At 67.8% G+C, this 25,195-nt stretch carries 18 protein-coding genes and 1 pseudogene; 15 read left to right on the top strand and 4 right to left on the bottom strand.

The genetic code is table 11. The features are described 5' to 3' along the window. The first annotated feature begins 30 nt into the window (after window positions 1–30). The 6 genes from fdhD to DA1_RS11970 all read left to right on the top strand — a co-directional run bounded on the left by fdhD (window position 31) and on the right by DA1_RS11970 (window position 7,329). The gene (gene fdhD, locus DA1_RS11995) at window positions 31–963 is read left to right on the top strand and encodes a formate dehydrogenase accessory sulfurtransferase FdhD (protein ID WP_034390543.1); all 933 of its coding nucleotides are present in this window, start codon (window positions 31–33) and stop codon (window positions 961–963) included. 73 nt (window positions 964–1,036) lie between these two features. Next, a complete protein-coding gene (locus DA1_RS11990; protein WP_034398183.1) occupies window positions 1,037–1,435 on the top strand; it encodes a hypothetical protein in 399 nt (132 codons plus the stop codon). Between the two features lie 167 nt (window positions 1,436–1,602). Then, window positions 1,603–2,931: a tRNA (N6-isopentenyl adenosine(37)-C2)-methylthiotransferase MiaB gene (miaB, locus tag DA1_RS11985; protein ID WP_012203445.1), complete on the top strand. Its 1,329-nt coding sequence runs from the start codon at window positions 1,603–1,605 to the stop codon at window positions 2,929–2,931. 203 nt (window positions 2,932–3,134) lie between these two features. Further along, on the top strand, window positions 3,135–5,423 hold the full coding sequence (locus DA1_RS11980) for a tetratricopeptide repeat protein (RefSeq protein WP_034390540.1): 2,289 nt from the start codon (window positions 3,135–3,137) through the stop codon (window positions 5,421–5,423). Then, window positions 5,420–6,658 carry a hypothetical protein gene (locus tag DA1_RS11975; RefSeq protein WP_034398180.1) on the top strand — a complete coding sequence of 413 codons (1,239 nt, stop codon included), beginning with the start codon at window positions 5,420–5,422 and terminating at the stop codon, window positions 6,656–6,658. Before DA1_RS11980 ends, DA1_RS11975 begins: the two co-directional genes overlap by 4 nt. Then, window positions 6,655–7,329, top strand: a complete 675-nt coding sequence (locus DA1_RS11970) for a DUF1266 domain-containing protein (RefSeq protein WP_034390537.1) — start codon at window positions 6,655–6,657, stop codon at window positions 7,327–7,329. The genes DA1_RS11975 and DA1_RS11970 overlap by 4 nt, the downstream gene beginning before the upstream one ends. 48 nt (window positions 7,330–7,377) lie before the next feature. Here DA1_RS11970 and DA1_RS11965 read toward each other — a convergent pair whose 3' ends face one another. The 3 genes from DA1_RS11965 to ffh all read right to left on the bottom strand — a co-directional run bounded on the left by DA1_RS11965 (window position 7,378) and on the right by ffh (window position 9,918). Beyond that, complete coding sequence (locus DA1_RS11965) at window positions 7,378–7,782, bottom strand: helix-turn-helix domain-containing protein (protein WP_034390534.1); 405 nt, start codon at window positions 7,780–7,782, stop codon at window positions 7,378–7,380. 80 nt (window positions 7,783–7,862) lie between these two features. After that, a complete protein-coding gene (locus DA1_RS11960; RefSeq protein ID WP_034390530.1) occupies window positions 7,863–8,417 on the bottom strand; it encodes a C40 family peptidase in 555 nt (184 codons plus the stop codon). A 106-nt stretch (window positions 8,418–8,523) separates the two neighbouring features. After that, on the bottom strand, window positions 8,524–9,918 hold the full coding sequence (ffh, locus tag DA1_RS11955; protein WP_012203439.1) for a signal recognition particle protein: 1,395 nt from the start codon (window positions 9,916–9,918) through the stop codon (window positions 8,524–8,526). Between the two features lie 257 nt (window positions 9,919–10,175). On the opposite strand from ffh, the gene DA1_RS11950 reads away from it, so the two are divergent. The 9 genes from DA1_RS11950 to DA1_RS11910 all read left to right on the top strand — a co-directional run bounded on the left by DA1_RS11950 (window position 10,176) and on the right by DA1_RS11910 (window position 24,832). Continuing rightward, window positions 10,176–14,072 (top strand): response regulator, encoded by a 3,897-nt coding sequence (locus DA1_RS11950; RefSeq protein ID WP_034398176.1) that lies wholly within the window; start codon window positions 10,176–10,178, stop codon window positions 14,070–14,072. Further along, window positions 14,065–14,991, top strand: coding sequence for a GGDEF domain-containing response regulator (locus DA1_RS11945; protein WP_034390527.1), 927 nt, complete (start codon window positions 14,065–14,067; stop codon window positions 14,989–14,991). Before DA1_RS11950 ends, DA1_RS11945 begins: the two co-directional genes overlap by 8 nt. A gap of 83 nt (window positions 14,992–15,074) precedes the next feature. After that, on the top strand, window positions 15,075–15,890 hold the full coding sequence (locus DA1_RS11940) for a cytochrome C assembly family protein (RefSeq protein WP_012203436.1): 816 nt from the start codon (window positions 15,075–15,077) through the stop codon (window positions 15,888–15,890). After that, on the top strand, window positions 15,887–16,147 hold the full coding sequence (locus tag DA1_RS11935; protein ID WP_012203435.1) for a PP0621 family protein: 261 nt from the start codon (window positions 15,887–15,889) through the stop codon (window positions 16,145–16,147). The genes DA1_RS11940 and DA1_RS11935 overlap by 4 nt, the downstream gene beginning before the upstream one ends. Before the next feature lie 2 nt (window positions 16,148–16,149). Further along, complete coding sequence (locus tag DA1_RS11930) at window positions 16,150–17,913, top strand: sensor histidine kinase (RefSeq protein WP_034390525.1); 1,764 nt, start codon at window positions 16,150–16,152, stop codon at window positions 17,911–17,913. Then, a complete protein-coding gene (locus tag DA1_RS11925; RefSeq protein WP_034390522.1) occupies window positions 17,913–19,460 on the top strand; it encodes a sigma-54-dependent transcriptional regulator in 1,548 nt (515 codons plus the stop codon). The genes DA1_RS11930 and DA1_RS11925 overlap by 1 nt, the downstream gene beginning before the upstream one ends. Further along, window positions 19,447–20,082 carry a 1,6-anhydro-N-acetylmuramyl-L-alanine amidase AmpD gene (gene ampD, locus DA1_RS11920; protein WP_013804091.1) on the top strand — a complete coding sequence of 212 codons (636 nt, stop codon included), beginning with the start codon at window positions 19,447–19,449 and terminating at the stop codon, window positions 20,080–20,082. The genes DA1_RS11925 and ampD overlap by 14 nt, the downstream gene beginning before the upstream one ends. Before the next feature lie 530 nt (window positions 20,083–20,612). After that, window positions 20,613–23,534 (top strand): ribonucleoside-diphosphate reductase subunit alpha, encoded by a 2,922-nt coding sequence (locus DA1_RS11915; RefSeq protein ID WP_034390517.1) that lies wholly within the window; start codon window positions 20,613–20,615, stop codon window positions 23,532–23,534. Window positions 23,535–23,740: 206 nt separating this feature from the next. Beyond that, window positions 23,741–24,832, top strand: coding sequence for a ribonucleotide-diphosphate reductase subunit beta (locus DA1_RS11910; RefSeq protein ID WP_012203430.1), 1,092 nt, complete (start codon window positions 23,741–23,743; stop codon window positions 24,830–24,832). 38 nt (window positions 24,833–24,870) lie between these two features. On the opposite strand, the pseudogene DA1_RS30870 reads toward DA1_RS11910, so the two are convergent. After that, window positions 24,871–25,195 (bottom strand): annotated as a pseudogene (locus DA1_RS30870) (hypothetical protein); the annotation flags it as partial.

The raw sequence follows: 25,195 nt of genomic DNA, 5'->3' as shown, positions 1-25,195 counted from the left end.
CATGCGGAAGCCGCCTGCGCGGCCCACGCCATGAACGCCACCACCGAACACGCCCCCGCACCCGTCCCCGCCCCAGACGCAGGCCCCGGCGCAGCAGATGCTGCATGCGCCGCCCCGCCTGCCATTGCCGCGCTGCGCACGCATGCGGTGGCGCGCCACCGGCTCGGTGAAGGCGGCGCCGTCAGCATCCAGGCCGAGCCGCAGGTGCTGGCCAGCGAAGTCCCCATCGCCCTGGTGTTCAATGGCATCTCCCATGCCGTGATGATGGGCACGCCCTCGGACCTGGAAGACTTTGCGCTGGGCTTTGCGCTCACCGAAGGCATTCTGGACAGCGCTGCCGACTGCTACGGCATCGAGGTGCGCACCGTGGCTGCACAGGCCGCAGGCCTGCCGGCCGGCATGGACGGCATCGAGGTGCAGCTGGACGTGGCCTCGCGCTGCTTCGCCCGCCTCAAGGACCGGCGCCGCAGCATGAGCGGGCGCACGGGCTGCGGTGTCTGCGGCGTGGACAGCTTCGCGGCGCTGGACCTGTCCTTCGACTCCCTGCCCGCGCATGACTGGATCGCCCGTGTCGATGCCACCACGGTGTGCGCAGCCATCGCGGCACTGCCGCCGCTGCAGTTGCTCAACGCCGAAGCCGGCGCCGTGCATGCCGCAGGCTGGGCAGGGCTGGACGGGCAACTGACGGATGTGCTCGAAGACGTGGGCCGCCACAACGCGCTGGACAAGCTGGTCGGCCGCCTCTCCCGCACAGGCCGCCTGGGCGAGGCCGGCTTTGTCGTGCTCTCCAGCCGCGGCAGCCATGAGCTGGTGCGCAAATGCGCCAAGGTCGGCATCGCCGCCCTGGCCACCATCTCCGCACCCACGGCCATGGGCGTGCAGATGGCCGAACTGATCGGCCTGCGCTTCTGGGGCCTGTGCCGCCCGCCCAAGGCGGTGCTGTATGCGCCGGGCCGCACCTGACCCAATGCCCGAGTGCCGCGCCTGCGCGGCGGCAAGTTCGTAGAATCGCGGGTTCAGCCCCTGGATGTACACCATGAACCGCTGCAAGCCCCATTTCTCTCCCGCCCGCCGCCTGTGTGCCGGCGCCCTGCTCGCCGGCCTGGCCTGCGCCAGCCTGGGCGTGGCCGCGCAGGGCCTGCCGTCCAACGAGACGCGCAATTTCCCGCCGCAGGCCCAGTTCGGCGAGCTGGTCGTGACCCAGTTCCCCGAGGTGGAGATCGACGGCAAGACCATTCGCACCAGTCCGGGCTTTCGCCTGTTCAGCCCTGAACGCACGCTGGTGCAGGCCATCAATTACCGGGGCAGCAAGCTCGTGGTGGGCTATGTGATCGAGCCGCAGACGCAGTGGCTGCACCAGGCCTGGATCCTGACCAAGGCCGAGGCCGACAAGCACTACAAGCCCAAGTCGATGCTGCAGCGCATCTTCAACTGAGCACCGCGCACACCACAGCAAGCGCACAGCACGTACACGGCTGACGCGGCCCGCGCCTCGCAGGCCGCAGCGGCCCGGCCATGGGGCACGCCGCCCCCTGGCCGAGCCACCTTCATTTTTTGCAGACCGCCGCTTGCAGTGCGGCGGCTGCCTGACGGAACCCCACCATGTCCAAGAAAGTCTTTATCAAAACCTTCGGCTGCCAGATGAACGAGTACGACTCGGACAAGATGGCCGATGTGCTGGGCGCAGCCCAGGGCTACGAGTCCACCGACGATCCCGAGCAGGCCGACCTCATCCTGTTCAACACCTGCTCGGTGCGCGAGAAGGCGCAGGAGAAGGTGTTCAGCGACCTGGGCCGCTACAAGCACCTGAAGGAACGCGGCGTGCTCATCGGCGTGGGTGGCTGCGTGGCCAGCCAGGAGGGCGAGGAAATCATCAAGCGCGCACCCTATGTGGACGTGGTCTTCGGCCCGCAGACCCTGCACCGCCTGCCCGAGCTGCTCAATGCACGCGCCGCCAAGCACAAGCCCCAGGTCGATATCAGCTTTCCCGAGATCGAGAAATTCGACCACCTGCCGCCCGCGCGCGTGGAAGGCTCCTCGGCCTTCGTCTCCATCATGGAAGGCTGCTCCAAGTACTGCAGCTACTGCGTCGTGCCCTATACGCGCGGCGAGGAAGTCAGCCGCCCGTTCGAGGACGTGCTGATCGAGGTCGCCGGCCTGGCCGATCAGGGCGTGAAGGAAGTCACGCTGCTGGGCCAGAACGTGAACGCCTACCTGGGCAAGATGGGAGACACGGCCGAGATCGCCGACTTTGCCCTGCTGCTGGAATACGTGTCCGAGATCCCCGGCATCGAGCGCATCCGCTACACCACCAGCCACCCCAACGAGTTCACGCCGCGCCTGATCGAGGCCTACGCTCGGCTGCCCAAGCTGGTCAGCCACCTGCACCTGCCCGTGCAGCACGGCAGCGACAAGATCCTCATGGCCATGAAGCGTGGCTACACGGCCATGGAATACAAGAGCACCATCCGCAAGCTGCGCGCCATCCGGCCCGAGATGGCCATGAGCAGCGACTTCATCGTGGGCTTCCCCGGCGAGACCGAGGAAGACTTCCAGAAGATGATGAAGCTCATCCACGACGTGCGCTTCGACAACAGCTTCAGCTTCATCTTCAGCCCCCGCCCCGGCACGCCGGCCGCCAACCTGCACGACGACACGCCGCACGAGGTCAAGCTGCGCCGCCTGCAGGAGCTGCAGGCCGTGATCAACAACAACATCAAGGACATCAGCGACGAGCGCGTGGGCACGGTGCAGCGCCTGCTGGTGGAAGGCCTGTCCAAGCGCGACGGCAGCGAACTCATGGGCCGCACCGAGTGCAACCGCGTGGTCAACTTCCCGGGCAACGAACGCCTGATCGGCCAGATGATCGATGTGAAGATCACCGAGGCCCGCACCTTCACGCTGCGCGGCGAAGTCGTGGTGCGCCACTGAGCCCAACCCGGCCCCGGCGGCCCAGCGACCTCCTGCGTAACCAAAGCCCGGCAATGCCGGGCTTTTTTGCGTGTAACAGGACGTGAAAACAGCCCGACCACTCTGGCATGGTGCCGGCCGGCCCGCTAGCATCGCGGGGTCGCCGCCCTGAGGTCCGTCGGCCTGCATGGCTTTTCCAGCTTCGCTTGCTTGCTATCGATTCCATGAACACCTCCCAGCCCGCCACCGCCCAGGCCGTCCTTGAGGGCGAAGCCCTGCATGCCTTCATGGACCAAGCGCACGACCTGCTGCAGCAGGAGGCTGATGCCAGCCCCATCGCCCCGGCCGAACGCCAGGCGGCCGTCATGGAGCTGCTCTCGCAGCAGCGTTTCGCCCCGGCCACGGTGGGCGAGCTGGAGCGTCTGCACGATCTCTGGCTGGACCTGGAACGGCCCGAAACCGCCAACGCACTGCTGCGCGAACACCGCGCTGCCACGCTGCAACCCTTGCAGGGCGACAACCACCTGCTGGCCACGGCCAGCCTGGCGCTCAGCGACATCCAGAGCCGGCTGCGCTTTGACCGTGAAGGCGGCGTGGCCCTGCTCGCGCCCGCTGCCGATCTCATGGGCCGGCTGCCGCACACCAGCGAGCCCTACCGCTACTGGAACGGCTGGCACTACCTGGCCCGCGAAGCCCAGGCCTGGGAGCTGGCCGAGCAAGGCGTGGACCTGCAGCGCAGCCACGAACGCAGCGACCCGGATGGCGAGGCCTCCCCCGCGCGCCGCGATGCGCGTGCCTGCCTGCGCAAGGCCGAGCTGGCCCGTCTGCGCGGCGATGTGCCCGCCACCGTGCGCCAGGTGCAGGCCGCCACGGCGCTGCTGACCCAGGCCGATGCAGAGCAGAACGTGGACTTCGACGACTGGCTGCACCTTGCGCGCGAGGTCCTGCCGCTGGCCCCGCAAAGCGTTCCGGCCGTGCTCATGGCGGCGGAGCAGCACCTGGCCCGCACCGAAAGCCCCGCCGCATCGCAGGCGGTACGCACGCACCGCAAGGTCCATGCGGCCCGGCTGCAGGCCATGGCCTGCCATGCCATGGGCCAGCCCGAGGCCGCGCTGCAGCTGGCTGCGCTGGGCCGCTTCGGCCTGGTGGATGACTCCGACGATGCCTTCAGCGGCCTGGTGCTGCAGTGGCTGGAAGAGGCGGGCCGCCTGGCCGATGCGGCGGACCTGGCGCTGGAAAGCGTGCTGCACAGCCGCCCCGGATCGGCCCGTCAGGGCTATGAACTGGCCTTGCGCAGAGTGGACAGCGACACCGCCCATGCACCGGCCTGGGCGCTGATCCTGGCCTGGGCGGGACTGGATTCCGACATGCAGGAGATCCTGGAAGACAGCCCGGCTGCTCCGCGCAGCGCCGACGACTACCTGGCCCTGGCGCGCACCCAGGCGCCCGGCCACCCTCTGCTGGACCTGATCGACGGCTGGCGCCTGGCCAAGGACCGCCAATGGGAGCAGGCCCTGCCTCTGCTGGAGCGCGGCGTGACCGACCAGCCCCGGCACGCCAACTCCGAGCTGCTGCCCATGCTCTGGGCCGCGCGCTTCGCCGTGCTGCCCGCCGCGCAGGCGCTGCAGCGCCCCTTTGCGCAGGGCCATGGCGCCCACTGGTGCTATGCAGCGGGCGTGACCCTGGACGACGAGGACGACCTGGCCTCCCTCATGGGCGAAGGCCGGCAGGTGCCGGGCGACGAGGTGCGCGAGCCGCTGGTGCAGCGTTACTACGAAGAGGGCCTGGCCCGCTTCGAAGCCTTCTGGGCCACCGGCCAGGGCCGGTACAAGGACGCGCACCTGCACGTCTACTCCATGCTCTGCAACAACCTGGCCATCAAATACCGCTCGCAGCAGCGCTATGACGAGGCGGCGGCCCTGCACCACAAGGGCCTGTCCAGCAGCCCCTTTGCCGAACACCATGACGGCCTGCTGTGGTGCGCCATCCGCCGTGACGACCGCCCCGGCATCGTCACGGCGGCCGAGCAGCTGTGGCACTTCACCCAGGACTACGGCTACAGCCGCCACTGCCCCACGGACTACTTCCCCAGCGCGGCGCTGGCGCTCTACCAGCTGGGCCGCGCAGGCGAAATCGGCATCTGGCTGGAGCGCCTGGACCAGTGGTTCGAGGAACTGGACGAGGACGACCAGCGCGAACAGCGGCGCGACTACCTGGCCTCACTGATGTCCCTGCTCGACTTCTTCTCCGAAAACCATGGCGAACTGGTGCGCCCGCGCCTGGACGCCCTGCTGCCCGAAGTGCGCGCCCTGGGCGAGTGCTACACCCTGCGCCGCCTGGCCTGCGCCATGGAAAGCTGCGGCCCCATCGACCAGGCCGTGGCCCTGCACCGCGAGGCCATCGCCAAGCTCACGCCCGACGACGGCGAGGCCGAGCACAGGATGGCAAAGGACGGCCTCAAGCGCTGCCTCAAGCTGCGCTCGGACAGCAAGCCCTGGTGGAAGCTGTGGTGAACCCGGGCGCCGGTGCCAACGCCGCCAGTGCCTATCGGCCGCGCGACGTGGTCAATGCGCCGGCCATCAAGCAGCGCATCCGCGAGCGCAGCGCCGCACGCGGCGACAGCGAGGAGATCGCCGCCTGGCTGGCCAACCACTTCTACCGCCATGTGATCGGCAACCTCGAAGCCGATCCGCCTGCCGTGCAGCCCGTGTCCACGCAGGCCGAGCTGCTGCGCCTGCACCGGCGCGCCGAGCCTGCCGCCTGGGCGCTGGAGCGCCTGCGCGAACATGCGGCCCGCCAGCCGCTGTCACCGGACAGGCCTGCGGCCGACGGCAGCGCGCCGCTGTGGTGGGTGGAGCCCGACAGCGCACCCCTGCTGGCGCTGGAGAGCCGGCTGCTGGAGTTCCTGTCCACCCGGCGCGGCACCGCGCTGGAGGGCAAGCTGCAGCGCATCAACTGCCCGCAGGCGCTGGCGCGCTGGACGCTGGAGCACCTGGCCTTCGCCCGGAGAAGCGACAGCGGCTGGGCCGAGCACCGGCCCGGCGCCGTCCGCCCGCTGCTGCGTGGCCAGCTGGGTGTCTTCGTCGAATTCGATGCCCAAAGCCGGGACCTGCGCGCCGAAATGGCCTATGAAAGCCAGATGATGCGCCACTGCCTGGGCCAGTTCAGCGAGCGCGGCGCACTGCGCGGCGGCTATGGCGAGCACTACGCCGAAGCCTGTGAGCAGGGCCGGCTGCGGCTGTTCAGCTACCGCACGGGCACGGCCCAGCCGCGCATCACCGTCAGCGCCCAGGTGCGGGACGACGGGCGGCTGCGCATCGACCAGATCAAGGGCAAGCAGAACCGCCCGCCGATTGCGCGCTACCTGGCCGATGTGCTGGCCCTGCTCAATCACCTCGATACCGATGGCGAGGCGCCAGCGGACGCCCTGGCCATGGGCATCGTGCGCCGACCGGCACAGCTGCTGGCCACGGGCAGCGCGGCTGCCTGGTGCGCGGCCAGCGAGCTGCACACCGAGGCCGAGCAGCTGTGGCTGCTGCAGTCCCACCCGGCGCTGCTGGTGCAGTTGGACATCCGGTCGCCCCTGATGCAATGGCTGGTCGCGGCACGCCGCGACACCGTGCCCGTGCCCGCCTTCGAGCGCATGCCGCGCAGCGCGGCCCTGCAGCAGTCGCTGGAGCTGGCGCGGCGCCGGGCGGGATCGCCGGGATCGCCGGGAACACCGGGCAGGACAGGAAATCCGCGATGAACGCCTTCACCCTTGTTGTGCTGTCTGCACTGCTCTGGTGGGCAGTGCGCGCCGGCCTGCGGCGCATGCGTGCGTCGCGCCAACGCGGCGACTTCAGCAGCTACCGCAGCGGTGACGCGGCACTGGACTGGGCCCTGGCCCTGGCCCATCCCATGGCCTTTCACGCCATCCAGGGCGGCTTTGCGGACCGGCAGCTCAACGGCGCCGACTCCGCCCTGACCACCCAGCTGCGCCCCATGGTGCTGCACCACCTGGGCCTGCGCACCGACCTGGACGATGCCCAGATCGCACGCCAGTTGCCCGATGGCCTGCGCCAGCGCTGGTTCACGCTGGACCTGCAGCGCCTGCAGGCCGGTGACGATCCCCATGCCGCCATGGCCTTTGCCTGCGCGCGCGTGGCCTTCCATGTGCGCTGCGCCTGGCTGCTGGGCTGGGTGGACGAGGCCCTGCACCAGCAGATCCTGCACCTGAACGCATGCCGCGCGCGGGATTGCTTTGACAGCTGGCAGGCCTTCGGCCAGGCCTACGCACGCGGCCGCAGCCAGTGGCTGGCCCGTGGCCGCGCCGACGTGCTGGGGCGCAGCGTGACGCCCGAGCAAGTGCAGCAGTGGGTGGCCGATCCGCGCCACCCCTGGCATGCCATGCCCTGGCAGCAGCAGGCCGTCCGGTGACTGCCGCCAGGCGGGTGCGCCGCCTGTGCTGCCTACCCTGCCCGGTGCTCAGCCTTCGCCATGCACCTTGGCGAAGGTGAGGATCACCTCCCGCACCACCTGGCGCTGAGGCGCGGGCAGCTTCAGAAAGGCATCGAAGGTTTCGCGTTCGAGATAGCCCACGCCCGGCTCCTGGCATTCGAGCGGCGACGGCAGGGACGGCGGGGACCGGTGGGCCGACTCGCCATAGCGCAACACATCGGGCTCGACCTCGAGCAAACCCGCCAGCAGCACCAGCTTGTCCTGCTCGGGAACGGCCTCGCCGTTCAGCCAGCGCGAGACCGCCTGGAACGAGATCGGCCGCCCCCAGTAACTGGAATTGAACAGCTTCAGAAGCACGCTGGGCCGGGGCTCCAGTCCCGCAGCCTCGATGGCCTGGCGCAGGCGCAGTGCGAATTCGAGCTTGTTACGCATTCCGACACCCTGGATTTCCCTGGAATCTTGATTGACTCATCGATTGAAGACCCGGCTCAAACCCGTCGCCCGGCCAGCGTTCAGGCGAAGATGCTGCGCGCCTCGGTGAAGCGCTTGGCGAAATAGATGTTGTCCATGCGCACGCGCTGCACCGTGCCGCCGCTGGACGGTGCATGCACGAACTGGCCGTTGCCCACAAAGATGCCCATGTGCGAATAGCGCGAGCCCAGGGTATTGAAGAACACGAAGTCGCCGCGCTGCAGGCTGCGGCTGCCCACGGGATTGCTGAACTGCGCCCACTGCGCCGTGGTGCGCGGCAGGCGGTTTTCGGTGATGCCGCCCACGGCCCACTGGATCAGGCCGCTGCAGTCGAAACCGCCTTCGGGCGAATTGCCGCCGTAGGTATAGGGCGTGTTGACCACAAGCATGGTGCGCGCCAGCAGCGCCTCGCGCAATTCGCCGTCCAGATTGAGCGCCTGCGGCGAAGGCACCGGCGCCGGGCCCGAGCCTTTGCGTGGTGCGGACGAGCAGCCAGCCAGCAGCACGGCGGCCGCCAGCAGACCCCAGTCACGGCGCGAGAGCCGCGCCCCGGTCACCGGAGACACTGCAAGGGAAGTCGAAACACCAGCCTTCATGGCGCTGCATGTTCTCACAAAGCCCTCGCGGCCAAAAGAAAAGCCGCAGGCTGCGCTGCGGCTTGGCGGGAAAGAGCGCGCGGCCCGGCGGCTCAGGCGGTGCCCATCAGAACGGGAGCTTGGGCATGCCGCCGCCACCGCCCATCATTCCCTTCATGGCCTTCATGCCGCCCATGCGTTTCATCATCTTCATGAGGCCGCCGCCCTTCATCTTCTTCATCATCTCCTGCATCTGCTCGAACTCCTTGAGCAGGCGGTTGACTTCCTGGACCTGCACGCCCGCGCCATCGGCAATGCGCTTCTTGCGCGTGGCCTTGATGATCTCGGGCTTCTTGCGCTCCTTGGCGGTCATGGAGCAGATGATGCCTTCCTTGCGGCGGATCTCGCGCTCGGCCTTGTCCATGTCCACCTGGCCGGCCTTGGCCGTGAGCTGGGCCGGCAGCTTGTCCATGAGGTTGGACAGGCCGCCCATCTGCTTCATCTGCTGGATCTGGGCCAGGAAGTCGTTGAGGTCGAAGCCGTCGCCGCTCTTGACCTTCTCGGCCAGCTTCTGCGCGGCCTCCATGTCCACGCCCTTGGTGACCTGCTCGACCAGGGCCACGATGTCGCCCATGCCCAGCACGCGCTGCGCGTGGCGGTCGGCGTCGAACACCTCCAGGCCGTCGATCTTCTCGGACACGCCGGCGAACTTGATGGGGGCGCCCGTGATCTGCCGCACCGACAGCGCCGCGCCACCGCGCGAGTCGCCGTCGAGCTTGGTCAGCACGATGCCGGTCAGGGGCAGCGCTTCCTTGAAGGCCTTGGCCGTGTTGATCGCATCCTGGCCCTGCATGGCATCGACGACGAACAGGGTCTCGACCGGCTTGAGCGTGGCGTGCAGATCCTTGATCTCGGCCATCAGCAGCTCGTCGATGGCCAGGCGGCCGGCCGTATCGACCAGCAGCACGTCAAAGAAGTGGCGCTTGGCGTAGTCCAGCGCGGCCACGGCGATGTCGTGCGGCTTCTGGTCGGGCGTAGAAGGGAACCACTCGGCACCGGCCTGGGCGGTCACGGTCTTGAGCTGCTCGATGGCGGCGGGGCGGTACACGTCGCCCGACACGGTGAGCACCTTCTTCTTGCGCCGCTCGATCAGGTGCTTGGCCAGCTTGGCCGTGGTCGTGGTCTTGCCGGCGCCCTGCAGGCCGGCCATCAGGATGACGGCCGGCGGCTGGGCGTTGAGGTTGATGTCGGCCACGCCCTCGCCCATGGTGGCGGCGAGTTCCTTGTTGACGATGGACACCAGCAGCTGGCCCGGCTGCAGCGAGCCCAGCACCTCCTGGCCCAGCGCCTTTTCCTTGACGCGCGCAACGAAGTCGCGCACCACGGGCAGGGCCACGTCGGCCTCGAGCAGGGCCATGCGCACTTCGCGCAGCATGTCCTGCACGTTGGATTCGGTGATGCGGGCCTGGCCGCGCATCTCCTTGACGAGTCGCGAAAGTTTGTCGGTCAGAGCGGAGGCCATAAGCGGGGAGGAACTGGAGTCGTCGGAAAGGAAAAGGTGTGCTGCAGCGAGCCAGCCGGGGCCAGGTGGCCAAGTGGGGCCGGGTCGCGGCACGGACCCTGCAGATCCCGATGATTCTACCCGCTGCCCCTGCCGGGGTAAGTACCGGCCTTCCGTGCCCCACGGCAGGCACCGGCCAGCAGTAACATGCGCAATGTTTCCATAGTTTATGGCTATCACATTCCGCAATGCTGGCTTGCTACCGCCTGGGAGTCTTCATGCCTGATACGCCGTATCGCCAGTTCCTGGACCGTGTGCCCGACGGTTTTCTTCTGTTTGACGAGCAGGGCGGCCTGCTCGATGCCAATGCCCAGGCCTGCGCCAGCCTGGGCCATCACAAGGCCGCCATGCTGGGGCTGGGCATCATGGACGTGTGGCTGGACCTGGATGGACGGCCGCGTGATTTCTGGCGGGACATGGTCGTGGACAGCCAGGCCCGTCTGCGAGGCCGGCTGACCCGCCGCGATGGCACCAGCTTGCCCGCCGAGATCCATGTCCATTGCCTGTCACTGTCGGGCAGGCGGCTTTTCTTCACTACCTGGCACGACCTCAGCGAGCGCACCGGCCAGGACGAGCCGATCGGCCAGCCCAATGCGCAGCTTGAGCCGCACCTGCAAAACCGCACCTGGCCGTGGCAGGACTCGACGCGCCTGCTGGAGACCGTGATGCGCGAGACGCCCGACCTGGTCTTCGCCAAGGACCGGCAGGGCCGCTACACCTTCGCCAACCCCGCCACAGCGCGCTTTGCCGGGCGCGCGCCCGAAGACATCGTGGGCAAGACCGACCAGGAGCTTTTCTCCGACAGCAGCTTCACCGACGGCGACCACCGGGTGCTGGACAGCGATGCGCCCGTGGTGATGGACGATCATCTGCTGGTCGACGGGCAGCGCCGCATCTTCCAGTCCACCAAGATTCCCTATCGCGATGCCGAGGGCCGGACCGTGGGCGTGCTGGGCATTGCGCGCGACATCACCCTCATGCGCCAGACCGAGTCCCAACTGCAAAAAAGCTACGACGTGCTGCGCCAGGCTGAACAGCTGGCGCGCCTGGGCAGCTGGACATGGGAACTGGACACCGGGCACTTTCAGGCCTCGGAGATGATGTATGTGATGAACGGCCTGGACTCCCAGGGTCCGCCACTGACGCGCCATGCCCTGCGCGCGATGCTCGGGCCGCAGGATCTTGCCCGGCTCGCCGCTGCCGTGGATCTGTGCATCAGCACCGGCCAGTCCTACAGCATCGATGTGGTCCAGCGCTGCCCGGATGGCCGGCAGTTCGCTGCCCGCCTCATGGGCCGGGCCCTGCGCGACGAGCAAGGCCGCATCGTCGCGCTCAGCGGCACGCTGCAGGACCTGTCCGAACGCGAGGACGCACGCATGCGCCTCGAAGCCCTGGCCGACAACCTGCCCAGCGGCGCCATCTACCGCCTGGAAGGCGGCTTGACGCAACTGCGGCTCAGCTACATCAGCGCCGGCATAGAGAACCTGATCGGCGTGCCGGCCCACGCCATCATGGCCGATCGGCAGGTCTACCTGAATGCCATCCATCCCGAGGACCTGCCGCTCTACCAGGGGATGATGCAACGCTCGATCGATACGCTGCGGGTCTTCGATTGCCGCTTTCGCGTGCTCAAGCCCGACGGAGAGATCCGCTGGCTGCGCTGCCGCTCGGCCCCCCGGCGCTGTCAGGAGGGCATGGTCTGGGACGGCATCATGCTGGACATCACCCGCGAGCGCGAGGCCGAGCAGGCGCTGCATCAGGCCAAGGAAGCCGCCGAAGCGGCAGAACGCGCCAAATCGGATTTCCTGGCCATCATGAGCCACGAAATCCGCACACCCATGAATACCGTCATCGGCATGACGCGCCTGGTGCAGCAGACCGCGCTGACATCGCGCCAGCGCGGCTACCTGGAGAAGGTGGAGCGCTCGGCCAGCGCCCTGCTGGCCGTGATCAACGACATCCTCGATTTCTCCAAGATAGAGGCGGGCATGCTGGCGCTGGAGGAGGTGGACTTCGCCCTTGACGATGTGCTGGAGACCGTGACGGCCTCCACGGCGCTGCGCGCAGAGGAAAAGGGGTTGGAAGTGGTCTATGCGCTGGACCCGCAGCTGCCGCCCCGTTTGCGCGGCGACCCAATGCGCCTGGGCCAGGTGCTGACCAACCTGGTCGGCAACGCCATCAAGTTCACCGAGCATGGCGAGGTGGTGATCTCCCTGTATCTGGAGCCGCCGGCGGTGGACGCGCCTGCGGATGCCGATGCGGACACCACGGCAGCGCCCCTGCACCACCTGTGCGTGAGCGTGCGCGACACCGGCATAGGCCTGGATGCATCGCGGGCCGAGCGGCTGTTCCAGCCCTTCACCCAGGCCGACATCCAGACCACGCGCCGCCACGGCGGCACCGGTCTGGGCCTGGCCATCTGCCACAGGCTGGTGCAGCTCATGGGCGGCGAGATCGGCGTGTGCAGCCAGCCCGGCCAGGGCAGCGACTTCCGCTTCACGGCCAAGGTCCGGCTTGCCACGGATGCGCTGCTGGACGGCCACGACAACCTGGGCAGCACGGGCGTTCTCATCGTAGATGACAACGCCAGCGCGCGCGAGGCGCTGGCCGCCATGGTGCGCAAACTGGGCATGCGCTGCGATACGGCGGCGGACGGCATGCAGGCGCTGCGCATGCTTCAAGAGGCCGCACGCCAGGAATCTCCCTATGGCCTGGCCCTGCTGGACTGGCGCATGCCCGGCATGGACGGACTGGAGTTGGCACGCCGCATGCGCGAGCGACAGGACCTGGTCAAGACCCCGGCTGCGCTCATGGTCACGGCCTTCGGGCGCGACGAAGTGCAGCTGCGTGCCGCGCAGTTTGGCCTGCGGGGCCTGCTGATCAAGCCCCTGACCGCATCGGCACTGAGGTCCTCCATCCGGGAGGCGCTGCGGGACCCCGAATCGACCCAGCCTGAAGACCCGGCGGCCGGCCCGTCGCCACAGCAGCGCTACCCGGGCCTGCCTGGGCGCAGGGTGCTGGTGGTGGATGACAACGTGCTCAACCGCGAGGTGGCCACCGAGCTGCTGGAGCAGGCAGGCATATCGGTACAGACTGCGCAAGACGGTCTGCAGGCGCTGCAGCTGCTCGACAGCCAGCCTTTCGATGCCGTGCTCATGGACGTGCACATGCCCGGCATGGACGGCCTCAGTGCCACGCGCGCCCTGCGCACGCGCAGCGCGCTGCGGCATCTTCCGGTGATCGCGCTGACTGCACAGGCCTATGTCGAGGAGCGCGCCCGGATCGAGGCCGCAGGCATGAATGCCCATCTGACCAAACCCGTTGACGATGTGCTGCTGTACGAGACGCTGCAGCGCTGCCTGCGCGCAGCCCCCCCGCCAACGGCAGCGCCTGCGCCGGCCCCGCCCTTCCAGCCCACGCCGCCAACCCCTGCCCCGGCCTGGGATCCTGTGCAGCTGCGGCAATGCCTTGCCAGCCAATCGCCGCGCATGCTGCACGCGATCGAAGGCTTTGCCCAGGACTTTGCCGATGCGCCGCAACAGCTGCGCCGCGCCGTGCGCAGCGGCAACTGGGCAACCGTGGCGTCGTTGGCGCATACCTTCAAGGGCAGCCTGGGCTACCTGGGCGCGAACCTGCTGGAGCAATGGTCGGCCATGGCCGAGACCGGCGCGCATGCCTGCATGTCAGGCGACGGCAATGGCGGGAATGCCCGGCCCAGCGGTGATCTGCCATCCCTGGTCCAGGCGCTGGCCGATGGACTGCAGGGCCTGCTGGCGGAAATCGCCGTGCGGTCCAGGCAGGCGGCCTTGCCACCCCTGGCCACGGTGTCCAGCGCTGCGCCCTCGCAGCAGCCGCAGCGGCAGCCGATGACCGCAGAGGAAGTCTCATCCACGCTGGCTCGGCTGCGGCTGCAGATTGCCGACAGCGACTATGCCGCCGTGGCCGAACTGGAACGGCTGCGGCCCCTGGTCAGCGGGCGCCATGCGTCCGTGCTGCAGCGCATCCAGCGCTGCACCGAGTCCCTGGAAACCGAGGCTGCGCTGCAGGCGCTCGATCAGCTGGCGCGGAGCATGGCCGCGAACCGGATGGCCCTACAGGGAGCTGCAGATGCTTGACGCCCTGACCGGGTCGGAGCTGCCCACGGTCCTCATCGTGGACGACGAGCGGCTGAACCGCAGCATGCTGGCCGAGCTGCTGAGCCCCCACTACCGAGTGCTGCTGGCCAAGGATGGCCCTGGCGCCCTGGTGATCGCCCACCGCGAAGCCCACCGCCTGCAGCTGATCCTTCTGGACCTGGCCATGCCCGGCATGAACGGCTACGAGGTGCTGGGTGCGCTGCGCGCGCAGGAGCGCACCGCCCATATCGCCGTCATCTTCATCACCGGACAGAGCAATGCCGAGGCCGAGGAATACGGCCTGCGCCTGGGCGCGGCCGACTATGTCTCCAAGCCCATACGCCCCGCCGTGGTCGAGGTGCGCGTGCGCAACCAGATACGGCTGGCCCTGCAGCGCCAGGCCCTGGAGCGCCTGGCCATGGTGGACGGGCTGACCGGCCTGGCCAACCGGCGCCACTTCGACGACGTGCTGGAGCGCGCCTACCGCCGCAGCCTGCGCACGGGCGAGCCCGTGGGCCTGGCTCTCATTGATATAGACCACTTCAAGCAATACAACGACTGCTATGGCCATCTGCAGGGGGACGAGGCGCTCAAGGCCGTGGCTGCCACGCTGCAGCGCCATGCGCGCCGGCCCTACGACCTGGCAGCGCGCTTTGGCGGCGAGGAATTCGCGCTCATCCTCCCCGGCGAAAGCGATGCGCCGGCCATGGCCGAGCATTTCCGCCAGGAAGTGCTGCGCCTGTCCATCGCCCACGCCGCCTCTCCCACGGCGCCGCAGCTCACCGTCAGTTGCGGCGTACTCACCGTGCGGCAGCCGTCTGCCGCGCCTTTGGAAACCTGGCTGCAGAAGGCGGACGGCCTGCTCTACCAGGCCAAGGCCCAGGGGCGCAATCGCATCGAGGCAGCCGTGGAGCCCTGAAAATGCGCGCCGAACCACGGCATGGCACCCGGATTCTGAGCCTGCACAACCGGCGGCGGGAAAGCCACAGCTATCATTGAAAGATGCTCTCCGTCCCCCTGATTTCCGCCAACGTATCGCCCCTGGGCTGGATGCTGGCGCTTGCCGCAGCCGTGGCCTATGCCGTGCCAGCCGCCGGCGCCCGACGCATCAGCCAGGCCGGCGCCCGCATTGCCCTGCGCCTGGCCTGGGTGCTCCACGCCCTGGCCCTGGCCTGGGGACTGCTCGGGGAGCAGCCTCATTTCGGCTTTGCACCGGCCCTGTCCATGACGGCCTGGCTGGTGCTCACCGTCTATGGCGTCGAGCAGCAGCTGTTCCCCAAGATGCGCGCGCAGCTGGCGCTGTCAGCGCTGGGCACGGCCGCCGTGCTCATGGCCGCGCTGTTTCCGGGAACGCCCCTGCATGTCAACGCCTCGCCCTGGCTGCCGCTGCACCTGGCACTGGGCATTGCCTCCTACGGACTGTTCGCGGCCGCCGTGGTCCACGCCTCGCTGATGACACGCGCCGAGCAGCACATGCGGCTGGGCGGCGGTGGCCATGACAGCGGCCTGCCGCTTCTCACACTGGAGCGCCTGACCTTCCGCTTCGTGTCCGCAGGCTTTGTGCTGCTCACGGCCACGCTGGCCGCAGGCTGGCTGTTCGGCGAGCAGCTCTATGGCAAGGCCTGGGTCTGGAACCACAAGTCTGTGTTCTCGCTGCTGTCGTGGCTGACCTTTGCCGTGCTGCTGATCGGCCGTGCGCGCTTTGGCTGGCGTGGCCGCAGCGCCGTGCGCATGCTCTATGCAGGCGCCCTGCTGCTGCTGCTGGCCTATGCGGGATCGCGCTTCGTCATGGAAGTGCTGCTGGAGCGCACCACATGAAGTACCTGCTGGTCCTGATCGTCATCATCATTGCCGTCGGCGTCTGGCGCAGCCAGCGCCGTGCCGAGGCCCGCGAGCGGCGCCAGGCCGCTGCGCCGCGCAACCCGGCCAACCCGGCCAATGCGCCGCTGGCGGCTCCACAGGACATGGTCGAGTGCGCGCACTGCGGCCTGCACCTGCCGCGCAGCGAGGCCATCGAGGCGGCCGGCCGCAGCTACTGCAGCGCAGAGCACCGCACCCTGGCGCAACGGCGCTGAGCATGCAGGACGCGGCCCCCCCCCAGCCACCCACCATCGACGAGGCCGCGGCGCAGTCGCCGCACGACGCCAACGCCCCCTTTGTCCGGCTATGGCAGGGCTTCCTGACCGGCCGCGTGCTCATCGCCACTGCGCTTTTGCTGCTGCAGCTGGCGCTGCTCAGCGTGCAGCCCGGCGGCAATTCCCTGGTCTGGCTGGTCTGCCTGGGCTACCTGGGGCTGACGCTGCTGCTGCGGCTGACGGCACGCGCGCAGCCGCCCTCGCCCCGCGCCGGCGTGCACTGGCTGCCCGTGATCGGCGTGGACATCGCAGTCATCTGCCTGCTGCAGATGCTGCAGACCGGGCCGCTGAACTACTCGGCCCTGCTGGCCATTCCCATCCTGATCTCGGCCGTGCTGGGCAATCTGACGCTGGCCCTGGCCACCACGGCCAGCGTCACGCTGCTGACCCTGGGCTGGGTGGCATGGCAGGACGTGGCAGGCCGCATAGAAAGCACCCAGGCCTACTACCAGGCCAGCTTTGCCTGCGCAGGCTATTTCGCGGTGGCCTATCTGACGCACGAACTGGCACGCCGCGTGCGGCGCGAGCGCCACCTGGCCCAGCACAGCAGCCGCAAGGCCCAGACGCAGGAACAGGTCAATGCCCTGGTGATCCGCCACCTGGGCGAAGGCGTGCTGGTGGTCGATCCCCAGTTCCGCGTGCAGCAGGCCAACCCGGCCGCGCTGCACCTGCTGGGGCTGGCCGACGCGCATGCCCTGCCCTTCGCCCTCAAGGAGCATTCCGGCTGGCAGCGGCTGCAGGACGCCGTGGCCCAGAGCTTTGCCCAGAACCTGCCCATCTCGGCCGCCATCCATCTGCAGTCCATCGGCCAGGAAGGCATGACGGGCCTGCACCTGCGCACCTGGCTGACCGAGGTCGCCACCCCATCCGAGGCCGCCGACGCGGCCGAGCCCGCACTGCTGCAGCAGCTGTGCGTGGTCTTTTTGCATGATCTGCGCGAGATGGAGGCGCGGCTGCGCACGGAAAAGCTGGCCTCCATGGGCCGCATGTCGGCCGCCGTGGCCCACGAGATCCGCAATCCGCTGGCCGCCATCACCCAGGCCAATGCCCTGCTGGCCGAGGATCTGGCGCAGGACCCGGCCCAGCAGCAGCTGTGCCGCATCGTGGGCCAGAATGCCGAGCGCCTGGCACGCATCGTCGAGGACGTACTCAACATCGCCCGGGCCCAGCAGCACATTGGCGAGGCGCATGCCGGCCTGCTGGCCCTGGACCAGCATGTGGCCCAGGTTTGCCAGGAATGGCAGGCCCAGGGCCAGCCCGCGCACAGCATCCAGCTCCTGCTGGACGCCAGGGACAAGACCGTGGTGTTCGATGGCGAGCATCTGCGCCGCATCCTGGTGAACCTGCTGGACAACGCCCGGCGCTACCGCAGCAACGCCCACGAGCCACACACGCTGCAGGTGCTGACCGGCGCGCCGGCCGGCGGCCAGATCTGGCTACAGGTCTGGAGCGACGGCGCCGCGCTGGAGCCCACGGTGCAACGCCATCTGTTCGAGCCCTTCTTCTCTTCGGAAAGCCGCTCCAGCGGCCTGGGCCTGTATATCTGCCGCGAGCTGTGCCAGCGCTACGATGCCAGCATCAGCTACCAGCGGCTGTCGCGGCCCACGCCGCACGGCCCTGTCGAGGGCAATGCCTTCAGCATCGTGTTCCGTGCCGGCCCGGCCTCGGCCCTGCCGGCCTCCCTGTTTGATCAGATTGTGGTGTGATGCCTTTGAACTCCCTGCCCGCTACCGCATCGATCCTTGTCGTGGACGACGAGCCGGATCTGCGCACCCTCTATGAACTGACCCTTCTGCGTGAAGGCTACCGCGTGGAAACCGCCGCCAGCGTGGGCGAGGCGCGCGAGCAGCTGCAGACCCAGCGCTTCGACGTGGTCATCACCGACATGCGCCTGCCCGACGGCATGGGCATGGAGCTGCTGCAGGACCTGCGCAGCCAGCAGCGGCGCGAGCGCTGCGTGGTCATGACGGCCTACGGCTCCGCCGAGAACGCCGTCGAGGCCCTGCGCTCAGGCGCCTTCGACTACCTGACCAAGCCCGTGGACCTCAAGCAGTTCCGCCTGGTCGTGGCCTCGGCCGCCCAGGGCGTGGGCGGTGTGCCGGCCCCGGGCGTGATGCCGGCGCGCAGCCCTTCGGCCTCTCCCGCCGCCAGCCCGGTGCTCAACGGCAGCGGCGCACTGGACGCCATGGTCGGCGAGTCACCCGCCATGCAGGCCGTCAAGCAGCGCATTGCCAAGGTGGCCCGCGGCATGGCGCCGGTGCTGGTGCATGGCGAGTCGGGCACTGGCAAGGAGCTGGTGGCCCGCGCGCTGCATGCCTGCAGCCAGCGTGCCCATGGCCCCATGGTGGCCGTGAACTGCGGCGCCATTCCCGAAAACCTGCTGGAGGCCGAGTTCTTCGGCGCGCGCAAGGGCTCCTATACCGGCGCCACCCAGGACCGCGACGGCTACTTCCAGGCTGCGCGCGGCGGCACCTTGTTTCTGGACGAGATCGGCGACCTGCCCCTGGCCATGCAGGCCAAGCTGCTGCGCGCCATCCAGGAGCGCCGCGTGCGCCCCCTGGGCTCCGCACAGGAGGAAGCGGCCGATGTACGCATCGTCAGCGCCACCCACCGCGACCTGGCTGCCGATGTGCAGCAGGGGCGCTTCCGGCAGGACCTGTACTACCGCCTCAATGTCATTGAGGTACTGCTGCCCCCGCTGCGCGAACGCCGCGAAGACCTGCCTGCCCTGTGCCGCGCCCTGCTGGCACGGCTGTCGCAGGAATCCGGCCTGCCCATGCCCGAGATCGACGAGCGTTCAGTGCAGCAGATCGCCCGCCTGCCCCTGCCCGGCAATGTGCGTGAACTGGAGAACCTGCTGCACCGCGCCATCACGCTGGGCGAGGACGGACCGCTGCGCATAGATCCCGAGATGCAGCTGCCCTGCGGCACGCCACCAGCCCCGCCCGCACCGCCTGCATCCGCCTCGCCCTCTCCTCCGCTCTCGCCTTCGCGCCCCCTGCCGCAAGGCAGCCCGCTATCGCCAGAGCCAGCCGATGCCGACCTGCCCCGCGACCTGCAGGCCTGGCTGGACGAGCGCGAGCGCAGCATCCTGGTGCAGGCGCTGCAGGAAAACGGCTTCAACCGCACGGCCACCGCCGCGCGCCTGGGCCTGAGCCTGCGCCAGATCCGCTACCGCATCGACCGGCTGAACATCGCCCTGCCCGGCGATGCCAGCGCGGATACGGACGGAGGCGGCCATGGCGAGTCCTGATCCACAGGCGCAAGCCACCCAGGCCCCGGCCTGGACCTGGCAAGGCGGCTGGCTGCAGCAGGCCCGCCACCTGCCCTCGCCCAACTTTGGCGAGCGCCCGGCCCAGGCACTGGTCGATCTGGTCGTCGTGCACTCCATCAGCCTGCCCCCCGGCGAGTACGGCACGGGTGCAGTCCAGCAACTGTTCACCAACCAGCTCGACTGGGACGCCCATCCTTACTACCAGGGGATACGCGGCCTGGAGGTGTCGGCGCATTTCTTCATCACGCGCCAGGGCGAGGTCTGGCAGTTTGTGGACTGCGATGCGCGCGCCTGGCATGCAGGCGCTTCCTGCTGGCGGGGCCGTGACCGCTGCAACGACGACTCCATCGGCATAGAACTCGAAGGCCTGGAGGGCCTGCGGTTCGAGCCGGCCCAGTACGCGGCGCTCGATGCCCTGTGCAACGCCATCGCGGCCCGCTACCCCGTGGCCCATCTCGCAGGTCATGAGCACATCGCGCCGGGCCGCAAATGCGATCCGGGCGCTGGCTTCGACTGGCACCGGCTGCGCGGGCTGCTGGCCCATCACCCTGCCACGGCGAACTGGCAGCTGCCGCCGGGCGCGGGCCAGCCCTCCACGTAAGCGCACACCCTCATCGCAGGCACCGCCAGATCTTGCGCAAAACCCCGCTTGTCCACAGGCAGAGGACAAAGGGTCTGTCAATCCAGAAAGCAACCGATGTGGCGCGCCAGGCGCACACACCGGCTGCCTGATCATTTTTTACAAATTCACGCATGTGTCGCAGCCCCACTGTCCATGGGGCTTTCAGCGGTCCGACCGGCGCAGGGCCAAGGCTGCAGCGGCTTGCGGCGGACCATCGCCCGCAAGCCACCGCGCAGCGGGCCTTTGCTGCTATTGGCTTGTAGGTTGCGCACCCGTTTGGCGCAGCGCAAACAGCGGTTTTCCGGCTGTGAGTACCCCGTGTACATGAGACGGCGATACACTACAGGTAGTGCCCAGAAGCACGCTGGACACCATATCTAGTGTTCACAAGCTGTGCACACCCTGTGAAAACGGTGTGCACATCCGACCCCGATTCCATCTCCCAGCAAGCCTGCCCCCAAGTGCAGGTCCGCGTCCGTTCTATCCACAAACACCCGTTGAGGAAACTCATGCAAGAAGCACTGAATTCTTTGGCTCCCGCTGCGCACGGTGATGCTGCCAATCCTTCCTCCGCCCATCACCTGTCCGTGCAGGACGGCTACCAGATCATCCGCCGCAGCGGCGATGTGGTGCCCTTCACGCCACAAAAGATCGCCGTCGCGCTGACCAAGGCCTTCCTGGCCGTGCGCGGTGCCCAGGGCGCAGCCTCCGCCAGCGTGCGCGAGACCGTGGACGAGCTGACCCAGGCCGTGGTTCGCGCACTGCTGCGCTCGCGTCCGGGCGGCGGCACCTTCCATATTGAAGATGTGCAGGACCAGGTCGAGCTGGGCCTGATGCGCGGCGGCCACCACGACGTGGCGCGCGCCTACGTGCTGTACCGCGACCGCCGCAACCAGGAACGTGCCGAGCAAAAGAAGGCCGCCGAGGCCGCAGCGGCTGCCGCCGCCGCACCGGCGCCCGTGCTGCATGTGACCGACAACGGCCAGCGCGTGCCGCTGGACCAGGCCCGCCTGCTGGCGCTGATCGAGGCGTCCTGCCGCAACCTCAACGCCGATATCCAGGCCGCCCCCATCGTCGCCGAGACGCTGCGCAACCTGTACGACGGCGTGCCGATCGAAGAAGTCTTCAAGGCCTCCATCCTGGCCGCTCGCACGCTGATCGAGAAAGACCCCGACTACACCTACGTCACCGCCCGCCTGCTGCTGCACACGATCGTGCGCGAGGTCATGGGCCGTGACGTGCACCCGGCCGACATCCAGGCGGCCTACGCAGAGTACTTCCCCGGCTTCATCCGCAAGGGCGTGGACAACGAGCTGCTCAACCCCGAGCTGCTGAACTACGACCTGCCCCGCCTGGCTGCCGCCATCAAGGCCGAGCGCGACGAGCAGTTCGACTACCTGGGCCTGCAGACCCTGTACGACCGCTACTTCCTGCACGTGCGCAAGACGCGCATCGAGCTGCCCCAGTCCTTCTTCATGCGCGTGGCCATGGGCCTGGCGCTGCAGGAAGAGGACCGCAATGCACGCGCCATCGAGTTCTACGAGCTGCTGTCGTCCTTCGACTTCATGAGCAGCACGCCCACGCTGTTCAACAGCGGCACGCTGCGCTCGCAGCTGTCTTCCTGCTACCTGACCACGGTGCCCGACGATCTGGACGGCATCTATGAGTCCATCAAGGAAAACGCCCTGCTGTCCAAGTTCGCTGGCGGCCTGGGCAACGACTGGACGCGCGTGCGCGCCCTGGGTTCGCGCATCAAGGGCACGAACGGCGAGTCGCAGGGCGTGGTGCCCTTCCTCAAGGTGGTCAACGACACGGCCGTGGCCGTGAACCAGGGCGGCAAGCGCAAGGGCGCCGTCTGCACCTACCTGGAGACCTGGCACCTGGACATCGAGGAATTCCTCGAACTGCGCAAGAACACCGGCGACGACCGCCGCCGCACGCACGACATGAACACGGCGAACTGGATTCCCGACCTGTTCATGAAGCGCGTCATGGAAAAGGGCCACTGGACCCTGTTCTCGCCCTCCGATGTCGGCGACCTGCACGACCTCTTCGGCGCCGCCTTCGAGCACGCCTACAAGGCCTACGAAACCAAGGCCGACAACGGCGAACTCAAGCTGTTCAAGCGCATCCCGGCCATGGACCTGTGGCGCAAGATGCTGTCCATGCTGTTCGAGACCGGCCACCCCTGGGTCACCTTCAAGGACCCCTGCAACGTGCGCTCGCCCCAGCAGCACGCCGGCGTGGTGCACTCGTCCAACCTGTGCACCGAGATCACGCTGAACACCAGCGACACCGAGACCGCCGTCTGCAACCTGGGCTCGGTCAACCTGGCGCGCCACATCGTCGATGGCGCCATCGACCACGGCAAGCTGCGCAAGACCATCACCACGGCCATGCGCATGCTGGACAACGTGATCGACATCAACTACTACGCCGTGCAAAAGGCCAAGGACTCCAACCTGCGCCACCGCCCCGTGGGCCTGGGCCTGATGGGCTTCCAGGATGCGCTCTATGAAATGCGCATCGCCTACGCCAGCGACGCGGCCGTCGAGTTCGCCGACCAGTCGATGGAAGCCATCTGCTACTACGCCTACTGGGCCTCCACCGAGCTGGCCAAGGAACGCGGCCAGTACTCCAGCTACAAGGGCTCGCTGTGGGACCAGGGCATCCTGCCGCTGGACACGCTGAACCTGCTGGAGAAGGCACGCGGCGGCTATGTGGAAGTGGACCGCTCCTCGCGCCTGGACTGGGATGCCCTGCGCGCCAAGATCGGCCAGCACGGCATGCGCAACTCCAACTGCGTGGCCATCGCGCCCACTGCGACCATCTCCAACATCGTCGGCGTCGATGCCTCCATCGAGCCCTCGTTCGGCAACCTGTCGGTCAAGTCCAACCTGTCCGGCGAGTTCACCGTCATCAACCAGTACCTGGTGCGTGACCTGAAGCGCCTGGGCCTGTGGGACGACGTGATGGTCATGGACCTCAAGCACTTCGACGGCTCGCTGCGCCCCATCGACCGCGTGCCCCAGGACGTCAAGAGCCTGTACGCCACCGCCTTCGAGGTCGAGCCCACTTGGCTGGTTGAGGCCGCTGCGCGCCGCCAGAAGTGGATCGACCAGGCCCAGAGCCTGAACATCTACATGGCCGGTGCATCGGGCAAGAAGCTGGACGACACCTACAAGCTGGCCTGGCTGCGCGGTCTGAAGACCACCTACTACCTGCGCACCACCAGCGCCACCAACATCGAGAAGTCCACGGTGCAAAGCCGCGTGCTCAACGCCGTGCCCTCGGCCGCCGCCGCACAGCCTGCCGCCGTGAACACCTCCAGCGCCCTGGAAGCCGCGGCAGCCGCCGCACGCGCCCAGGCACCGGCGACGGACATCAAGTTCTGCGCCATCGACGATCCCGGCTGCGAAGCCTGCCAGTAAGCCGCGCAGCGCGGGGCCTCGCCACGGCGCAGGCCCCGCGCCCTGCCCGCCAGCCAGCGCCATGCGCAGGATCTTCGCCATGGACCTTGGGCCTGCTCAACACGCCAGGCCACCCATGGTCCTACATTGACCGGAGCAGAAAGAGAGGACTCTTTCGCACCGAATGAACTGAACATATGCCCCAGGGCATGCCGGAGAAATTTGCAATGCTGACCTTTGACGACGACGCCACCCTCTCGAACACGCCCAGCGGCGCGGAGGCTGCGCCGAGCACCACACACAAGCGCGTGAATGCCGCCGACAAGCGCATCATCAATGCCAAGACCGACGTCAATCAGCTGGTGCCGTTCAAGTACAAGTGGGCCTGGGAAAAGTACCTGGCCACCTGCGCCAACCACTGGATGCCGCAGGAAGTGAACATGAACCGCGACATCGCCCTGTGGAAGGACCCCAACGGCCTGACCGAGGACGAGCGCCGCATCATCAAGCGCAACCTGGGCTTCTTCGTGACGGCCGATTCGCTGGCCGCCAACAACATCGTGCTGGGCACCTACCGCCACATCACGGCGCCCGAATGCCGCCAGTTCCTGCTGCGCCAGGCCTTCGAGGAAGCCATCCACACCCACGCCTACCAGTACATCGTGGAGTCGCTGGGCCTGGATGAGGGCGAGATCTTCAACGCCTATCTCGAAGTCCCCTCCATCCGCGACAAGGACGAATTCCTGATCCCCTTCATCGAAGCGATCATGGACCCCGCCTTCAAGACCGGCACCTTCGAGACCGACCAGACCCTGCTCAAGTCGCTGATCGTTTTCGCCTGCCTGATGGAGGGCCTATTCTTCTACGTGGGCTTCACGCAGATCCTTGCGCTGGGCCGCCAAAACAAGATGACCGGCGCCGCCGAGCAGTACCAATACATCCTGCGCGACGAGTCCATGCACTGCAACTTCGGCATCGACCTGATCAACCAGCTCAAGCTCGAAAATCCACAGCTGTGGACACCCGAATTCAAGGAAGAAATCACGGCGCTTTTCGTCAAGGCCGTCGAGCTGGAATACCGCTACGCAGAGGACACCATGCCGCGCGGCGTGCTCGGAATGAACGCATCGATGTTCAAGGGCTACCTGCGCTACATCGCCAACCGCCGCGCCACGCAGATCGGCCTTGAGGCCCTGTTCCCCAACGAGGAAAACCCGTTCCCCTGGATGAGCGAGATGATCGATTTGAAGAAGGAACGTAACTTCTTTGAGACACGCGTCATCGAGTATCAAACCGGCGGCGCACTTTCCTGGGATTAATCGCTTCTCTGCAGGCACAATGCGAACCATGACGCGCTTCACGCTTTTGCAATACCGATGGTGTTGCGGCGTGGGGCGTCTCCGTGTTCATTGCGATGCGTCACTCCACATCGCTTTGGATCGCTTCGGAGCCCCGTACCCCGAAGTGTTTTGTGCAAATCAACGAAGGAGAAGATGATGGCAACTGCGAAGAAGACGGCCTCCACCAAGGCCCCCACCGACAAGAAAACCACTGCCAAAAAGGCGGCTGCTCCCAAGGCTGAAACCGTGAAGAAAACCACGGCCACTGCCAAGGCAGCACCCGTCAAGAAGGCTGCTGCACCTGCTGTGAAGAAGGCTGCAGCTCCTGCTGCCAAGAAGGCC

The sequence above is a fragment of the Delftia acidovorans NBRC 14950 genome (genome assembly GCF_001598795.1).
In the GTDB taxonomy this organism is placed as follows: domain Bacteria; phylum Pseudomonadota; class Gammaproteobacteria; order Burkholderiales; family Burkholderiaceae_C; genus Comamonas; species Comamonas acidovorans.
Note: the sequence above shows the minus strand (reverse complement) of the source record. Positions and strands in the feature narration are given on the sequence as shown.

Excerpts from the sequence above, each read along its gene's own strand:
- fdhD (WP_034390543.1), top strand. The coding sequence starts at position 31 with ATGAACGCCACCACCGAACACGCCCCCGCACCCGTCCCCGCCCCAGAC.
- DA1_RS11990 (WP_034398183.1), top strand. The coding sequence starts at position 1,037 with ATGAACCGCTGCAAGCCCCATTTCTCTCCCGCCCGCCGCCTGTGTGCC.
- miaB (WP_012203445.1), top strand. The coding sequence starts at position 1,603 with ATGTCCAAGAAAGTCTTTATCAAAACCTTCGGCTGCCAGATGAACGAG.
- DA1_RS11980 (WP_034390540.1), top strand. The coding sequence starts at position 3,135 with ATGAACACCTCCCAGCCCGCCACCGCCCAGGCCGTCCTTGAGGGCGAA.
- DA1_RS11970 (WP_034390537.1), top strand. The coding sequence starts at position 6,655 with ATGAACGCCTTCACCCTTGTTGTGCTGTCTGCACTGCTCTGGTGGGCA.
- DA1_RS11965 (WP_034390534.1), bottom strand. The coding sequence starts at position 7,782 with ATGCGTAACAAGCTCGAATTCGCACTGCGCCTGCGCCAGGCCATCGAG.
- DA1_RS11960 (WP_034390530.1), bottom strand. The coding sequence starts at position 8,417 with ATGAAGGCTGGTGTTTCGACTTCCCTTGCAGTGTCTCCGGTGACCGGG.
- ffh (WP_012203439.1), bottom strand. The coding sequence starts at position 9,918 with ATGGCCTCCGCTCTGACCGACAAACTTTCGCGACTCGTCAAGGAGATG.
- DA1_RS11950 (WP_034398176.1), top strand. The coding sequence starts at position 10,176 with ATGCCTGATACGCCGTATCGCCAGTTCCTGGACCGTGTGCCCGACGGT.
- DA1_RS11945 (WP_034390527.1), top strand. The coding sequence starts at position 14,065 with ATGCTTGACGCCCTGACCGGGTCGGAGCTGCCCACGGTCCTCATCGTG.
- DA1_RS11940 (WP_012203436.1), top strand. The coding sequence starts at position 15,075 with ATGCTCTCCGTCCCCCTGATTTCCGCCAACGTATCGCCCCTGGGCTGG.
- DA1_RS11935 (WP_012203435.1), top strand. The coding sequence starts at position 15,887 with ATGAAGTACCTGCTGGTCCTGATCGTCATCATCATTGCCGTCGGCGTC.
- DA1_RS11930 (WP_034390525.1), top strand. The coding sequence starts at position 16,150 with ATGCAGGACGCGGCCCCCCCCCAGCCACCCACCATCGACGAGGCCGCG.
- DA1_RS11925 (WP_034390522.1), top strand. The coding sequence starts at position 17,913 with ATGCCTTTGAACTCCCTGCCCGCTACCGCATCGATCCTTGTCGTGGAC.
- ampD (WP_013804091.1), top strand. The coding sequence starts at position 19,447 with ATGGCGAGTCCTGATCCACAGGCGCAAGCCACCCAGGCCCCGGCCTGG.
- DA1_RS11915 (WP_034390517.1), top strand. The coding sequence starts at position 20,613 with ATGCAAGAAGCACTGAATTCTTTGGCTCCCGCTGCGCACGGTGATGCT.
- DA1_RS11910 (WP_012203430.1), top strand. The coding sequence starts at position 23,741 with ATGCTGACCTTTGACGACGACGCCACCCTCTCGAACACGCCCAGCGGC.